This window comes from Bradyrhizobium sp. AUGA SZCCT0177 (assembly GCF_018130125.1).
GTDB lineage: Bacteria > Pseudomonadota > Alphaproteobacteria > Rhizobiales > Xanthobacteraceae > Bradyrhizobium.
This window is the reverse complement of record NZ_JAFCMA010000017.1, coordinates 108,610-123,737: the sequence shown is the minus strand read 5'-3', so window position 1 is coordinate 123,737 and position 15,128 is coordinate 108,610. Positions and strand designations below refer to the sequence as shown.

The 15,128-nt window shown below is 61.1% G+C and carries 12 protein-coding genes; 4 read left to right on the top strand and 8 right to left on the bottom strand.

Going from position 1 to position 15,128, the window contains the following annotated elements; all coding sequences use genetic code 11:
* Positions 1-26 precede the first annotated feature (26 nt).
* The 6 genes from fmdA to urtA form a co-directional block, all read right to left on the bottom strand.
* Complete coding sequence (fmdA, locus tag JQ597_RS20835) at positions 27-1,256, bottom strand: formamidase (protein WP_212266069.1); 1,230 nt, start codon at positions 1,254-1,256, stop codon at positions 27-29.
* A 32-nt stretch (positions 1,257-1,288) separates the two neighbouring features.
* The gene (gene urtE, locus JQ597_RS20830) at positions 1,289-1,978 is read right to left on the bottom strand and encodes an urea ABC transporter ATP-binding subunit UrtE (protein ID WP_211995915.1); all 690 of its coding nucleotides are present in this window, start codon (positions 1,976-1,978) and stop codon (positions 1,289-1,291) included.
* A gap of 70 nt (positions 1,979-2,048) precedes the next feature.
* Complete coding sequence (gene urtD / locus JQ597_RS20825) at positions 2,049-2,804, bottom strand: urea ABC transporter ATP-binding protein UrtD (RefSeq protein WP_192735046.1); 756 nt, start codon at positions 2,802-2,804, stop codon at positions 2,049-2,051.
* Between the two features lie 68 nt (positions 2,805-2,872).
* Positions 2,873-4,021 (bottom strand): urea ABC transporter permease subunit UrtC, encoded by a 1,149-nt coding sequence (gene urtC, locus JQ597_RS20820; RefSeq protein WP_212266068.1) that lies wholly within the window; start codon positions 4,019-4,021, stop codon positions 2,873-2,875.
* 18 nt (positions 4,022-4,039) lie between these two features.
* On the bottom strand, positions 4,040-4,966 hold the full coding sequence (urtB, locus tag JQ597_RS20815) for an urea ABC transporter permease subunit UrtB (protein WP_212266067.1): 927 nt from the start codon (positions 4,964-4,966) through the stop codon (positions 4,040-4,042).
* A gap of 137 nt (positions 4,967-5,103) precedes the next feature.
* The gene (gene urtA / locus JQ597_RS20810) at positions 5,104-6,363 is read right to left on the bottom strand and encodes an urea ABC transporter substrate-binding protein (protein WP_212266066.1); all 1,260 of its coding nucleotides are present in this window, start codon (positions 6,361-6,363) and stop codon (positions 5,104-5,106) included.
* Positions 6,364-6,561: 198 nt separating this feature from the next.
* Between urtA and JQ597_RS20805 the strand changes: the two genes are divergently transcribed.
* The 3 genes from JQ597_RS20805 to JQ597_RS20795 all read left to right on the top strand — a co-directional run bounded on the left by JQ597_RS20805 (position 6,562) and on the right by JQ597_RS20795 (position 11,931).
* Positions 6,562-9,933, top strand: a complete 3,372-nt coding sequence (locus JQ597_RS20805; protein WP_212266065.1) for a hybrid sensor histidine kinase/response regulator — start codon at positions 6,562-6,564, stop codon at positions 9,931-9,933.
* On the top strand, positions 9,923-10,846 hold the full coding sequence (locus JQ597_RS20800) for a response regulator transcription factor (protein WP_212266064.1): 924 nt from the start codon (positions 9,923-9,925) through the stop codon (positions 10,844-10,846). Before JQ597_RS20805 ends, JQ597_RS20800 begins: the two co-directional genes overlap by 11 nt.
* A 290-nt stretch (positions 10,847-11,136) precedes the next feature.
* Positions 11,137-11,931 carry a hypothetical protein gene (locus JQ597_RS20795; protein ID WP_212266063.1) on the top strand — a complete coding sequence of 265 codons (795 nt, stop codon included), beginning with the start codon at positions 11,137-11,139 and terminating at the stop codon, positions 11,929-11,931.
* 185 nt (positions 11,932-12,116) lie between these two features.
* Here the strand turns inward: JQ597_RS20795 and ald are convergent, their stop codons facing one another.
* Positions 12,117-13,229: an alanine dehydrogenase gene (gene ald / locus JQ597_RS20790; protein WP_212266062.1), complete on the bottom strand. Its 1,113-nt coding sequence runs from the start codon at positions 13,227-13,229 to the stop codon at positions 12,117-12,119.
* Between the two features lie 134 nt (positions 13,230-13,363).
* On the opposite strand from ald, the gene JQ597_RS20785 reads away from it, so the two are divergent.
* Entirely contained in the window at positions 13,364-13,867 is a 504-nt protein-coding gene (locus JQ597_RS20785; protein ID WP_212266061.1) for an Lrp/AsnC family transcriptional regulator, read from the top strand.
* Between the two features lie 119 nt (positions 13,868-13,986).
* Here the strand turns inward: JQ597_RS20785 and JQ597_RS20780 are convergent, their stop codons facing one another.
* Positions 13,987-15,096 carry an ABC transporter substrate-binding protein gene (locus JQ597_RS20780; RefSeq protein ID WP_249148060.1) on the bottom strand — a complete coding sequence of 370 codons (1,110 nt, stop codon included), beginning with the start codon at positions 15,094-15,096 and terminating at the stop codon, positions 13,987-13,989.
* Positions 15,097-15,128 lie beyond the last annotated feature (32 nt).

Here is a 15,128-nt window from a genome sequence, read left to right as displayed (position 1 = left end):
CGTCCCGCATCCTTCTCGCGCAGGGATTACTTGTCCTGTGACAGCGGCATCTGGATGTCGCCCTTGATGTGTTTGATCGGGCCCGCCGACGACGGCATGATGTCGAAGTCGAAAATCTCGGTCGGCAGCCACAGCGTGGCGCAGGCGTTCGGCACGTCGACGACGCCGGAGATGTGGCCCTGGCATGGTGCGGTGCCCAGGATCGAGTAGGCCTGCGCGCCGGAGTAGCCGAACTTCTTCAGGTATTCGATCGCGTTCAGGCAGGCCTGCCGGTAGGCGATGTGCACGTCGAGATAGTGCTGCTTGCCGGCTTCGTCGACCGAGATGCCTTCGAAGATCAGGTAATCCTTGTAGTTCGGCGTGATCGGCGACGGCTTGAACACGGGGTTCTTGATGCCGTATTTGGCGACGCCGTCCTTGATCACATCGACCTTGATGTGCAGCCAGCCGGCCATCTCGATGGCTCCGCAGAAGGTGATCTCGCCGTCGCCCTGACTGAAATGCAGATCGCCCATCGAAAGGCCGCCGCCGGGCACATAGACCGGGAAATAGATCTTCGAGCCGCGCGACAGGTCCTTGATGTCGCAATTGCCGCCATGTTCGCGCGGCGGCACGGTGCGGGCACCCTCGGCGGCGATCTTGGCCTTGGCATCGCCCTTGGCCTGACCGGCATGCGTGGTAGGCGCGAATGGCGGGTTGGCCAATCCCGGTACGCGGGTCGGATTGGTCGCGATCAGCTCGGCTTCACGCGCATTCCAGGTCGCCAACATTTTCGGATCGGGCAGGCAGCCGATCAGGCCGGGATGAATGAGCCCGGCAAAGTTGACGCCGGGGATGTGGCGCGACGACGTATAGAGGCCCTTGATGTCCCAGATCGATTTCTGCGCCAGCGGGAAATGATCGGTCAGGAAGCCGCCGCCGTTCTTCTTGGAGAAGAAGCCGTTGAAACCCCACAGGCTCTCCTTGAGCGGGCCGACGTCGAGCAGATCGACCACCAGCAAATCGCCGGGCTCGGCGCCCTTGACGCCGATCGGGCCGGACAGGAAGTGCACGATCGACAGATCGATGTCGCGCACGTCGTCGGCCGAATCGTTGTTCTTGATGAAGCCGCCGGTCCAGTCGACGGTCTCGATGATGAAGTCGTCGCCCGGGCTGACCCATTCCACGATCGGGATCTCGGGGTGCCAGCGGTTGTGGATCTTGTCGTTTTCGTAGGCTGACTTGGTGAGATCAACCTTGATCAGTGTATCTGGCATCGATAGCTCCCCTTTTCTACAATTGTTACGATTCACACGGACAGATATTTCGAGATCTGCGCGGCATCGACGCCGTCGCGCGGATCGTCACGCACGATCTCGCCATTCTCGATGACCAGCACGCGGTCGGCGACATCGAGCGCGAAGCTCAAGACCTGTTCGGAGACGACGATCGACAGGCCGCGTTCGTCGCGAATGCGCTTCAAGGTGCGCGCCATGTCCTTGATGATCGACGGCTGGATGCCTTCGGTCGGCTCGTCCAGCAGCAGCACTTTCGGCTTGGTGGCGAGCGCGCGCGCAATCGCGAGCTGCTGCTGCTGTCCGCCGGAGAGATTGCCGCCGCGGCGGTTCTTCATTTCCAGCAGCACGGGAAACAGCTCATAGATGCTGCCCGGAACATCCTTCTCGCCGGACACGACGAGACCGGTCTCGATATTCTCCTTCACCGTCATGGTGGAGAAGATCATGCGGCCCTGCGGCACGTAGGCGAGGCCCCTGGCTACGCGTTCGTAGCTCGGCAGTTGGCTCAATTCCGTGCCTGCCATTGTCACCGAGCCGCTCTTGGCGGGCAGGATGCCCATCAGCGATTTCATCAGCGTGGTCTTGCCCATGCCGTTGCGGCCCATGATCGCAACGATTTCATTGGGCGCGACCGATACGTTGAGCCCGTGCAGCACCTCGCTCTGGCCGTAGGCGACATGCAGATCCGAAATAGCCAGCATCGACTCGCGCTCCTTATTCCTTGCGCATGATCTTGTCCGGAAACCGGACGACACTTGCCGGGATCATGCGCTAATGGCCCAGATAGACTTCGATGACCTTCGGATCGTTCTTGACGTGCTCCATCGTGCCTTCCGACAGGATCTGGCCCTGGTGCAGCACCGTGACCTTGTGGGCGATATCCTCGACGAACTTCATGTCGTGCTCGATCACCAGCACCGAGCGGCCCTTGATGATGCGGTTGAGCAGTTCGGCGGTCTTGGCCCGCTCGCTGACGCTCATGCCGGCTACCGGCTCGTCGAGCATCAGCAGGTCCGGATCCTGGATCAGCAGCATGCCAATCTCGAGCCATTGTTTTTGGCCGTGGCTGAGTTCATCGGCATAGGTGTCGAGGCGATCCTTCAGGAAGATCATCTCGGCGACTTCCTCGACGCGGTCGCGCACCGCGGCGTCGCGCTGGAAAGCGAGCGAGCCGAACACGGTGCGGCCACGCGGGTAGGAAATCTCCAGGTTCTCGAACACCGTGAGATCGACGAATACCGACGGCGTCTGGAACTTGCGGCCGACGCCGGTCTGCACGATCTGGTTCTCTTTCATCCGGGTCAGTTCCTGACCGCGAAACTGGATCGAACCCGACGTCGCCTTGGTCTTGCCGCAGATCAGATCGAGCACCGTGGTCTTGCCGGCGCCGTTGGGGCCGATGATGACCCGGATCTCGTTCTCCTCCACATAGAAGGAGAGATCGTTGACCGCCTTGAAGCCGTCAAAGGACACCGTGAGCGCCTCGACCGCGAGCAGGAACTCTTTGGGCTGGTGACCGATGAGCATGATCTATCTCCTCATTCCGCCAGTGTGGCATCGGCAACCGGGGTGACCGATGAGCATGATCTATCTCCTCATTCTGCCGGGGCGCCGTCGGCGACCGAACTGTCGGTCCACGCCTTGGCGGGTTTTGGTTTGCGCCACGTCATCAGCCGATCGATGCGAGGCTGGACGTGGTCCGCCCAGATCCCGGACAGGCCGTTCGGGAACGCCAGCACCACCGCGATGAACAGTCCGCCGAGGCCGAACAGCCAGAGCTGCGGGAAGGATTCCGACAGGCCGGTCTTGGCGAAGTTCACCAGCAGCGAACCCCACACCGCGCCGAAGATCGACATCCGTCCGCCGACCGCCGTGTAGATCACCATCTCGATCGACGGCACGATCCCGACAAAGGACGGCGACATGAAACCGACATTGAGCGCGAACATGGCGCCGCCGATCGCGGCGAAGATCGCGGCCATGCAGAAGGCGAATATCTTGAAGTTGGCGACGCTGTAGCCGGAGAAGCGGACGCGGTCTTCCTGTTCGCGCATCGCCACCAGGATGCGGCCGAGCTTGGTCAGGCGGATGAACTGCGCCAGCAGGATGCAGCCGAACAGCAGGAACACTTCAAAGAAGTAGAGCATGACCTTGGCATGATCCGGCCGGATGTCCCATCCCTTCAGGGTGCGCAGATCGGTCATGCCGTTGATGCCGCCGGTATAGCCCTGCTGCCCGACGATCAGAATGGTCAGGATTGCCGCAACGGCTTGCGTGATGATCGCGAAATAGGTGCCGCCGACACGGCGCTTGAACATCGCGGTCCCGATGATCAGGGCGAACAGGCCGGGCACCAGAATGATGGCGAGAATGGTAAGGGTGAGACTGTGAAACGGCTGCCAGAACAGCGGCAGCGAGGTGATCTGATTCCAGTCCATGAAATCGGGGATGCCGGGGGTGGACTGAATCTTGGTGTTTTCCGGGCTCGATGCCTCGAGCTTGAGGAACATCGCCATGCAGTAGCCGCCGAGGCCGAAGAACACCCCCTGTCCCAGGCTCAGGATGCCGCCATAGCCCCAGCACAACACCAGCCCGATCCCGACAAAGGCGTAGGTCAGGTATTTGGCGACCAGGTTGAGGCGGAACACATCCAGCGACAGCGGCAGGATCACGAACAGCAGGGCGGCCAGCGCAACGAAACCGATGAGCTCGGATCGATTGAAAAAGCGTGAGTTGATGATCATGACCGTGCCTGCTTCTTGTTATTTGCGGACCTTGAGGGCGAACAGCCCCTGCGGCCGCAGCATCAGAATTCCGACGATGGCGAGCAGCGTCAGCACCTTCGCCATCGACCCCGACATGAAGAATTCGAGCGTCGACTGCGTCTGCGAGATGCTGAAAGCCGATGCGATGGTGCCGATCAGGCTGGCGGCGCCGCCGAACACGACCACGAGGAAGGTGTCCACGATGTAGAGCTGGCCCGAGGTCGGCCCGGTCGAGCCGATCATGGTGAAGGCGCTGCCGGCGACGCCGGCGATGCCGCAACCGAGGCCGAAGGTGTAGCGGTCGACTTTCTCGGTGTTGATGCCGACCGCGCCGGCCATGATACGGTTCTGCACGACGGCGCGGACCTGGCGGCCCCAGCGCGACTTGTACATGACGTAGGCGACCACGATCGTGATCAGCACGGTCAGACACATCACGAAGATGCCATTGATCGGGACTTCGATGGTGTCGGTGATCTGCTTGGAGCCGAGCATCCATTGCGGCAGCTCGACGCCGACCTCGCGCGCTCCGAATACCGAGCGATAGGTCTGCTGCAGGATGAGACTGAGGCCCCAGGTCGCCAGCAGCGTATCCAGCGGGCGCTTGTAAAGGTGGCGTATCAGCCCCCATTCGACCAGCATGCCGAGCGCGCCGGAGGCCATGAAAGCGAGCACCATGGCGAGAAAGAAGTAACCGGGAAACAGCGCCGGTAGATAGTGCTGAAAGGCGCTGGAGGTGAGCCAGGTAACGTAGGCGCCGAGGATCATGAACTCGCCATGGGCCATGTTGATGACGCCCATCTGGCCGAAGATGATGGCAAGCCCGAGCGCCATCAGCACGTAGACGGAAAACAGGATCAGGCCGGCAAAACCCTGCATGACGAAGATGGAGCCGAGATCGCCAATCGAATAGTCGCCGAACATCGATGTTTCTCCGTGGGGGAAGTCCCGCGCCGCGAGCAAGCTCGCGACGCGGGGGTGTTGGACGCGGATTGACGGTCCACGCCAGGGAGACTCTTGAGAGAGACTCTTGGGGAATCGCGGGAGTTGTCCGCGAGCCTTTATTGATAGCCCTTGGGGAACGGGTCCGGCTGGATCAGGTCGGCGGTCTCGAACACCATGTCGAACTGTCCGTCCAGCTTGGCCTTGCCGACGCGGGTCTTCGACCACAGATGATGGTTTTCGTGGATCCGGACATAGCCTTCCGGCGCACCCTTGAACTCGATGCCGGGCGAAGCAGCCGCGACCTTGTCGACGTCGAAGGAACCGGCCTTCTCGACGGTCGCTTTCCACAGCCACGGGCCGAGATAAGCAGCCTGCGTCACGTCGCCGATCACAGTCTTGTCGCCCCACATCTTCTTGAACGCGGCAACGAACTTTTCGTTGTTCTCGTTCTTCAGCGACTGGAAGTACTTCATGCAGGCGTAGGCGCCGGCAATGTTCTCGCCGCCGATGCCGTCGATCTCGTCCTCGGTCACCGAGATGGTTAGAAGGGTCTGCTTCGCCAGGTCGATGCCGGCAGCCTTGAGCTGCTTGTAGAACGCGACGTTCGAACCGCCGACGACGTCGGTAAAGATCACGTCGGGCTTGGTCAGCTTCAGCTTGTTGATGACCGAGTTGAACTGGGTATGGCCAAGCGGGAAGTATTCCTCGCCGACGACCTTCAGCTTCAGGAAATTCTCGATGTGCTTGCGCGCGATCTTGTTCGAGGTGCGCGGCCAGATGTAGTCGGAGCCGATGAAGTAGAACGATTTGGCGTTCTTCTCCTTGGTGATCCAATCGATGCCAGCGAGAATTTGCTGGGTCGCTTCCTGCCCGGTGTAGATCACGTTCTTGGACTGCTCGAGCCCTTCATAGAAGGTCGGGTAATAGAGCATGCCGTTGTACTGCTCCATGACCGGCAGCACCGCCTTGCGCGACGCCGAGGTCCAGCAGCCCATGATCGAGGCCACCTTGTCGTTGACCAGCAACTTCTTGGCCTTCTCCGCGAAAGTCGGCCAGTCGCTGGCGCCGTCTTCCTGGATGACCTTGATCTTGCGGCCAAGCACACCGCCCATGGCGTTGATCTGCTCGATGGCAAGCTTCTCGGCCTGAATCGAACCGGTTTCGGAGATCGCCATCGTGCCGGTGGCGGAATGCAGGATGCCGACCGTTACTTCGGTGTCGGTCACGGCCAATCCCGTGGTGTTGACGGCCGCAGTCGGCGGCCCGGCGCCGAATGCCAGGCGCGGCAGCAGCGCCATCGCCGGCAAGGCTGCCGCTCCCATCAGCAGTTTACGTCGCAGCGGAGACTGCAGGCCCCGTTTGATTTCGTCTGACATGAGCACCCCATTTGGTTCGAGAACGCGCTTATTGGTGAGGCAAGGATGCTCAGTTTTGTGCACTGCACAGATACGCAAGATTGCGTATACTGCACCGCAAAATAGCGACGTAGGTTTTGGTACGGATTTTGCGGTACGCAACTTGCAAACGATTGATAGGCCCGAAGGGCTCGGTCGTTGGGGGTCAGGAGCAACAAAGTGGCAGGGCGGCAGCGGATAGACCGCGTCAGGCGCCAATACAATCAATGGGTTGCCAACCAGACGCTGGAAGACTACGCGCTGCGCTTCACCGCCAAAAGCGCGCGGCGATGGTCCGCCGCCCGCGTTGCCAACACCGCGCTCGGCGCCATCTCCTTCCTGGCGCTGGAAGCAATCGGCGGCACCATTACGCTCAACTACGGTGCCACCAATGCGGTCGTCGCCATTCTGGTCGTCAGCGTCATCATCTTCCTCTGCGGACTGCCGATTGCCTATCACGCCGCCAAATGCGGCATCGACATCGACCTGCTCACCCGCGGGGCCGGTTTCGGGTATATCGGCTCGACCATCACGTCGCTGATCTATGCCTCCTTCACCTTCATCTTTTTCGCGCTCGAGGCGGTCATTCTCGCCAGCGCGCTGGAGATGTGCTTCGGCATCCCGAGACCGATCGGCTATCTCATCAGCGCGGTCGTCATCATTCCGCTGGTCACGTACGGCATCACGTTGATCAGCCGCTTCCAGCTGTGGACGCAGCCGATCTGGATCATCCTGCACATCCTCCCTTTTGTCGCGATCGCCTACGCCAACCCGCAGTCGTTTACGGAGTGGCGGAAGTTCTCCGGCGAGCACGGCGACGCCGGCGGGAATCTCGATCTGCTGTTGTTCGGCACCGCCGCCTCGGTGGTGTTTTCGCTTGTGGCGCAGATCGGCGAACAGGTCGACTTCCTGCGGTTTCTGCCGCGCGACCGTCGGACCTCGCGGACGTCGTGGTGGATCGCGATGCTCAGCGCCGGCCCCGGCTGGATCATCTTTGGCGCGCTCAAACTGCTGCTGGGCTCGTTCCTCGCCTACTTTGCGCTCAGCCACGGCGTTTCCACCGAGCATGCGGCCGAGCCCGCGCACATGTATCTCGAAGCGTTCCGTTATGTGCTGTCGCAGCCCGATCTGGTGCTGGCGCTGACCGGCACCTTCGTCATTCTCTCGCAGATCAAGATCAACGTGACCAACGCCTATGCCGGCTCGATCGCCTGGTCGAATTTCTTCTCGCGGCTGACCCACAGCCATCCCGGCCGCGTGGTCTGGCTCGTCTTCAACGTGCTGGTGGCGCTGCTGCTGATGGAAATCGGCGTCTACAAGGCGCTGGAGCAGACGCTGGCGCTTTATTCCAACGTCGCCATCGCCTGGGTTGGCGCGCTGGTCGCCGATCTCGTCGTCAACAAGCCGCTCGGCTTGCGTCCGCAGCACATCGAGTTCAAGCGCGCGCATCTCTACGACATCAACCCCGTCGGCGTCGGCGCGATGACGATCGCGACCATCGTTTCCATCAGTGCGTTCTACGGCCTGTTCGGACCGACGCCGAAGGCGCTGTCGGCTTTCGTCGCGCTCGCAGTCGCCTTTGTCACCGCGCCGCTGATCGCCTGGGCGACCGACGGCAAGTATTACATCGCGCGCAAGCCGAAGCGGAGCTGGCAGAACCTCGAAGCAATCCAGTGCTGTATCTGCGAGCATTCATTCGAGCCCGAGGACATGGCCTCCTGCCCGGCCTATGCCGGCCCGATCTGCTCGCTGTGCTGTTCGCTGGACGCGCGCTGCCACGATCTCTGCAAGCCGCATGCGCGGATTCAGGCGCAGATATCGGACACGCTGGGCAAGATGCTGCCTGAACCGATCTACGCGCGGATCAACTCGCAGGTTGGGCACTATCTCGGCGTGTTCGCGGTTTCCGCAGGGCTGGTCGGGTTGACGCTCGCGCTGATTTACCTGCAGACGTCAGCGACGATTCCGCTCGACGATCTCCAGCTATCCGACGTGCTGTGGAAGGTGTTCTTCGCGCTCACGATCATCATCGGCGTGGTGGCCTGGCTGTTCGTGCTGGCGCAGCAAAGCCGCCGCGCGGCGGAAGCGGAAACCAGGCGGCAGACCACGCTGCTGATCCAGGAAATCGACGCGCATAAGCGCACCGACGCTGAGCTGCAGCGCGCCAAGGAAGTCGCCGAGTCCGCCAATCTGGCGAAGAGCCGCTACGTGGTCGGGTTGAGCCACGAGTTGCGCTCGCCGCTCAACGCCATCAGCGGCTACGCGCAGCTGCTGGAGCAGGATTCCAGCCTGCAGACAAAACCGCGCGATCAGGTGCGCGTGGTCCGCCGCAGCGCCGATCATCTATCCGGCCTGATCGACGGCATTCTGGACATCTCCAAGATCGAAGCCGGACGGCTCTATCTGTCGCGCGACGAAGTCCGTCTCAGCGATTTCCTCGATCAGCTGGTCGGCATGTTCCGGCTGCAGGCGGCCGCCAAGGGCATCGACTTCGTGTTCAAGCGCCCGGCGGTGCTGCCCGTCGTGGTCTTTGCCGACGAGAAACGGTTGCGCCAGATCCTGATCAATCTGCTGTCGAACGCCATCAAGTTCACGCAGGCCGGCAGCGTGCACTTCGTGGTGCATTACCGCAGCCCGGTGGCGGAATTCGAAGTGATCGACACCGGCCCCGGCATTCAAGCCGGCGATCTCGAGCGTATTTTCGCACCGTTCGAACGCGGCGCGCTCGGGGTTTCGCAGCCGCAGACCGGTACCGGTCTCGGCCTGACCATCACCCGGTTGCTTGCCGGCGTCATGGGCGGCGACATCAAGGTGACCAGCACGGTCGGTACCGGCAGCAACTTCCGCATGAAAATCCTGCTGTCTGAGGTCACCAACCCGACGCAGATCGCACCCGTCGGAGCGCCGATCTTCGGTTATCACGGCCCGCGCAGGACGATCCTGATCACCGACGACGATCCGACCCATCGCGATCTCTTGCGCGAGGTGCTGACGCCGCTCGGCTTCATCCTGCTCAGCGCACCGGACGGGCCCGCCTGCCTGGCGTTGGCCCAGCATTGCCGGCCCGATCTGTTTCTGCTGGATATCTCGATGGCCGGCATGGACGGCTGGACGGTGGCGGAGACGCTGCGCGCGACCGGACACCATCAAGCCCGCATCCTGATGGTATCGGCGAGTGCGCTGGAAGCACACGGCGCGCCGCTGGCGCAGCCGTTTCACGACGGCTATCTGATGAAACCGATCGACATTCCCAAGTTGCTGGAAACCATTCGCCAATTGCTCAAGCTCGAGTGGGACTACGAAGCCTATCAAATTATCGTTCCCCACTGGAAGCCCGAGACCGGTTCGCGGCCGTCGGTACAGCATATCGAGGAACTGATCGGCCTCGGGCAACTGGGTTATATCCGCGCCATCCAGCTCAAGCTCGATGAAATCGGCAACGATTTCCCTGAACATGCCGACTTCGTCACGCAAATGCGCGCCTTGATCGACCGCTTCGATCTCGATCAATACATGGCGACCCTGAAGACGTTGCACAGCTATGATCATTGATCCCAAAAAGCGCGACGTCGCCCTCGTCGTCGACGATTCCCCGGAGACGCTGCGTCTGCTCACCGACGCGCTCGATGGTGCCGGCATGACCGTCATGGTCGCACTCGACGGCGCCTCGGCGATGCGGATCGTCGACCAGATCACGCCGGATATCGTACTGCTCGATGCCGTGATGCCCGGGATGGACGGCTTTGAAACCTGCAGACGGCTCAAGCGCGATGCGGGCCTCGTCAACGTTCCCATCATCTTCATGACGGGCCTCGCGGAAACCGAACACATCGTTCGCGGGCTCGAGGCCGGCGGCGTCGACTATGTGACAAAACCGATTGCGATCGAGGAGATGCTGGCGCGGATTCGGGTGCACCTGGCCAACGCCCGGCTGACGCAGAGCGCCCGCACCGCGCTCGACGTTTCCGGCCGCTATCTGCTGGCGGTCAGCGGGCAAGGCAAGATCCTGTGGGCGACGCCGCAGGCACAGAAGCTGTTGTCGGCAACGCTCACCGCCAATGCCGACGACGAACTCGTGCTGCCGGAGCCGGTGCCGCGATGGCTCGAGCAGGCGCAGGAAGGCAAGGCCGCCTCGAAGGCCGCGACGGCGTCGTTTCCCGGCAATGAGCAGCTCCGGCTGCACTATATGGGCAAGACCGGTCCCAGCGAATTCCTGCTGCGGCTCGCCAAGGACGCCAGCGCCGGTACGGCCGCCGAATTCTCCAGCGAGCTTGGGCTGACCACGCGCGAGGGCGAAGTGCTGTCATGGCTCTCCAAGGGCAAGACCAACCGCGACATCGCACAGATCCTGGGCCTTTCGCCCCGCACGGTGGATAAGCACCTCGAACAGATCTATTCGAAGCTCGGGGTGGAAAACCGCACCGCGGCGGCGGCGATCGCAGTCAAGGCGAGGGACCTGAAGTAGCGAACTGGAGTTCCCACGGGCTTACCCGTTCACGAGCATCCCGTGGTGGGTGTTCAACAGCGACCTGCCGTTCAGCAACGCGGTTGAAGTGCAATCGTCTTTTCGTTGACGATCGATGGCCAGCGTTCGCCCGCTCGAAGTTGGTACTTGGTCCGTGTTTGCACAAGCTAAAACCTGGTCCGAAGAGATAAGGCAGGCCATCTGCTGCTCGCGACCGCTGCTTGCCTTGCCAAAGCGCGGGAAAAACGCAAAATTCGCGCGGTTCGGAGTTCATTCGGAGAATAATTGCGATGTCTATTTTTTCTATCAGGACTGCTCTCCTTGCCATCGCAGTGTCTGCTTCGTCTCCTTCCAGTGCAGCTACTTTGTCCGCGCAGTCAGAATTGTTGTGTAGCCCGGAAGGCTTAATGCGTTTAATCCCTCAGTTTAATGCAAATGGGAAATTCACAATTCCTGATCCCAATACCGACTTGCAGACATTCCTTTCAGCGCAACAAGGTCTTTCAAATGCGATTGACATGATCCTGGCTCAACAAAACATAAGCCAAGATCCGTCTGACGTCGGAAGCCTTCCATCCCGGCCGTTAGTATTCGCAAGCAACTGGCTAGCTAGTGAAGTAGGAATACAGACAGATGGAACAAATTTGAATTCTCCTGAGAAAGGAGGAAAATTTGGTGGTAATCGCGTTCAGTCGTTTTTGACCGGACTTACTCCTGTGCCTTTGTCGCAAGGAAGTATGTATGTCATCAAGCAATCAAAGCCGGCCTATCCGGCACTTGTTTACCCGATGCCGACGAGCCACCCTTGCGTGAACAGGCTTGTTTTAGGCGCTTACAATACTGCCGGCTCCTGGCCGACCCCGACATATGCTCTTGGCAAGTATCAGCTGGATAACAATGGTCTCCCAATGCGCGACAAACCATTGGTTACCTACTTGATCGTCAATATTTGTCTCGATCTTGGCAAGTCAGCGTTCATTAAAAAACAATCAGTGTTACGCCCAAATGCAATGATCATTCTGGCGCTTCATTGGCCATGCGAGGGCTCAGAATGCGCTAATAATGGAATTGGCCATCAACATTGACTGCTGAATGTCCGCTGTAGGTCATCCGCGGAAGTCAAAGCACGCATCGGCGAGGTCCGCTCTCCCCGCGTCATCGCCAGCCCGGCTGTTCAAGTCCGAAAGCGCCAAATCCGGAAGTAATCACCTCGCTCGCAGTTCCGCCTCAGACCGCTTCCGTCCATCGTCGGCAACGTCACCTTGTGGCCTCAAGCCACAGCGCCCTCGATCGGTGAAAACGGCATGCCGAGGCTTCTGGCCACCGGCTCGCAGGTCAGCCGGCCCCGGTAGACGTTCAGACCAGCGCGCAAATGCGGATTCTCCAGCACGGCCGCAAATCCCTTGTTGGCGAGCGCCAGGCCAAAAGGCAGCGTCGCGTTGTTCAGCGCCTGGCTGGAGGTCAGCGGAACAGCGCCTGGCATGTTGGCGACGCAGTAGTGGATGACGCCCTCCACCTCGAAGGTTGGATCAGCGTGGGTGGTCGGGTGCGATGTCTCAAAGCAGCCGCCCTGGTCGATCGCGACATCCACGATCACAGCCCCCTTGCGCATCGAACCCAACATATCCCGCGTCACCAGTTTCGGCGCGCTCGCGCCCGGGACGAGCACCGCACCGATCACGACGTCGGCGGCGAACACCTCTTCCTCAATGCTGTCGATGGTCGAGAATTTTGTCCGAACACGCCCCTCGAACAGTTCGTCCAGCTCGCGGAGCCGGCCTATCGAACGGTCGAGAATGGTGACCTCGGCGCCGAGGCCGACCGCCATGCGTGCCGCGTGCGTCCCGACGACTCCGCCTCCGATCACCACGATACGGGCCGGCTGGACGCCCGGCACGCCCCCGATCAGCAGGCCCCGGCCTCCCGCATGCCGCCGCAAGGCCGCGCCGGCCGCTTCGATCGCAAGCCTGCCCGCCACTTCGCTCATCGGCGCCAGCAGCGGCAGGCCGCCATGGGCATCCGTCACGGTCTCATAGGCGATCGCGGTGCATCCGGACTCGATGAGGCCCTTGGCCTGGTCCGGATCGGGCGCCAGGTGCAGGTATGTGAAGAGAATCTGGTCTTGCCGCAATTGCGACCATTCCGAAGCTTGAGGCTCCTTGACCTTGACGATCATCTGGCTGGACGCAAACACCTCGCGGGCGGAGTCCAGCACTGTAGCGCCAGCCTTGCGATAAGCGTCATCCGTCGCGCCGATGCCGCCGCCGGCATTGGTCTCGACCACGACGCCGTGCCCCGCGGCCACATATTCGCGAACGGCCCCCGGCGTCAGACCGACACGGTATTCGTGCGTCTTGATCTCCCTGGGCACCCCGACCTTCATGGCAACCTCCGCTGTATGGCACGCCTCTTTTCTAGGAGGGAACCGCGGTTGTTTCTCGGCAAACTTGCGCACATACCGGAAAATAGTGCAGAAATTCAACGAAATTTGGCACTATGGCGCAGGATTTTAAACATATGGACCACGACAAGATCGACATGACCATTCTCGCCGAACTCAGCGCCAACGCGCGGGTCAGTCACACCGAGCTGGCCGACCGGGTCGGACTTTCGAGCACCGCGATCGCGCGGCGGCAACGCGCGCTGGAAGACGAAGGATATATCAGAGGCTATCAGGCCATCCTTGATCCGGGCCGGTTTGGCCTCAACACGACCGTGCTGGTCAGAATCGCGCTCAACAGCCAAAGCGACGAGGCGCTGAAATCGTTCGAAGCCGCCGTCGTCAACTGTCCGTCAGTGATCCGCACTTTTCTGATGTCGGGAAACGACGACTATCTCCTGATCGTGCTGGCGCGCGATATCGAAGACTTCGAGAGAATTCACCGGACCGAACTGTCGCGCCTGCCGCTTGTCTCACGCATCCAGTCGAATTTCGCCCTTCGCGAGATCATCGATCGCGCGGTCCCCCCGGCGATCTTCGGAAAACCGGGGCGTCCAGCACGGAAGCAAACCAGAAAATAGGCCGGCGATTGACGAGCGGAAAGGAAAATTGAGGCCGCCCCTGCCGGCAAAGATCGACCGCAAATCTCATGGACGGCCTTCGGATCAATCAGCCATCAATCAGCCTTCAATCAGCCTTTTCAATCAGCCTTGGAGGGATTGAGCTTCGGCAGCGTTTCCACGATCTTCTGCTTGCCATCGATAATTTCGGCCAGGAAGCTTGCGCGGTCGATGTCGCCTTTCTGGTCCCAGCTCGCCTCCATCAGCATCCCCGGCGCATTCGCGGGCGTCAGCGACAGCCCCTTCATGGCGGCGCCAAATGCCTTGCGATCGAACTTGCCGATCTTTTCGGTGACGTATTTCACCAGATAGACGGCGGTATAGCCCTTGATGCCGTTGTGATCGGGCCGGTAGTTATAGCGCTGGCTGAACTTCCTGGTGAATTCCTCGATCGCGGGGATCGGCGCATCCGCGCTGAGGCCGACATGGCCGCGCGCGCCGTTTGCGGCGGGACCCGCGAGATCAACCACCTTCTGGCTGAGGAGCGTGGTCTCCCCGAACAGCGGCGTGGCCAGGCCCTGCCGCTTCGCCTCGATCAGGAAACGGGCGCTTTCCTCCTCGTTGCAATAGACGAAAATGGCGTCCGCCTTTGCGCCCTTCAGCTTGATGACATCGGAGCCGAAATCGACCTGGCCCTGCTCGGTGGAAAGGTCCACCACCACCTCGATGCCGCGCGCCTTCATCTCCTTGGCGAAACTGTCGCGGCCGCCTTTCCCGAAATCATTGTTGACCCAGACCAGCGCCACCGACTTCACCTTGAGGCGGTCATGCAAATAGTTAGCGATTTTCGGCATGCTGATCTGCTGGCCGAAGGCGGTACGGAACACCCAGGGGTTGCCTTGCAGGGTGATATCGGCGGCCTCGGCGCCCACGATCTGCGGGACTTCGGCCTGCTGCGTCAGCGCCATGTTGACCTTGACCGAACCGGAGTAGATCGGCCCCAGGACGACATAGGGATCGCGGTCGAGAACCTTCTGGACCTGCGCGCGCGAGACGCCCGGATTGCTCTGGGTGTCGAGGTGCTCGGTCTCGATCTTGCGGCCCAATATGCCGCCGGCCTTGTTGATCTCGTCGATCGCCAGCACGACACCGTCACGCCAGTTCGTTCCCGACACCGCGCCCGCTCCGGACAATTCGATGACGTTGGGAAGATAGACCGTCGATTGCGCGTGGACGTGGGAGGTCCACAATGACGCAACGATGGCAGCGCAGCTCAGGTACC

Coding starts and splice junctions, on each gene's coding strand:
- JQ597_RS20795 (WP_212266063.1), top strand. CDS start 11,137: ATGTCTATTTTTTCTATCAGGACTGCTCTCCTTGCCATCGCAGTGTCT.
- urtA (WP_212266066.1), bottom strand. CDS start 6,363: ATGTCAGACGAAATCAAACGGGGCCTGCAGTCTCCGCTGCGACGTAAA.
- urtD (WP_192735046.1), bottom strand. CDS start 2,804: ATGCTCATCGGTCACCAGCCCAAAGAGTTCCTGCTCGCGGTCGAGGCG.
- urtB (WP_212266067.1), bottom strand. CDS start 4,966: ATGTTCGGCGACTATTCGATTGGCGATCTCGGCTCCATCTTCGTCATG.
- urtE (WP_211995915.1), bottom strand. CDS start 1,978: ATGCTGGCTATTTCGGATCTGCATGTCGCCTACGGCCAGAGCGAGGTG.
- fmdA (WP_212266069.1), bottom strand. CDS start 1,256: ATGCCAGATACACTGATCAAGGTTGATCTCACCAAGTCAGCCTACGAA.
- JQ597_RS20800 (WP_212266064.1), top strand. CDS start 9,923: ATGATCATTGATCCCAAAAAGCGCGACGTCGCCCTCGTCGTCGACGAT.
- ald (WP_212266062.1), bottom strand. CDS start 13,229: ATGAAGGTCGGGGTGCCCAGGGAGATCAAGACGCACGAATACCGTGTC.
- JQ597_RS20785 (WP_212266061.1), top strand. CDS start 13,364: ATGGACCACGACAAGATCGACATGACCATTCTCGCCGAACTCAGCGCC.
- urtC (WP_212266068.1), bottom strand. CDS start 4,021: ATGATCATCAACTCACGCTTTTTCAATCGATCCGAGCTCATCGGTTTC.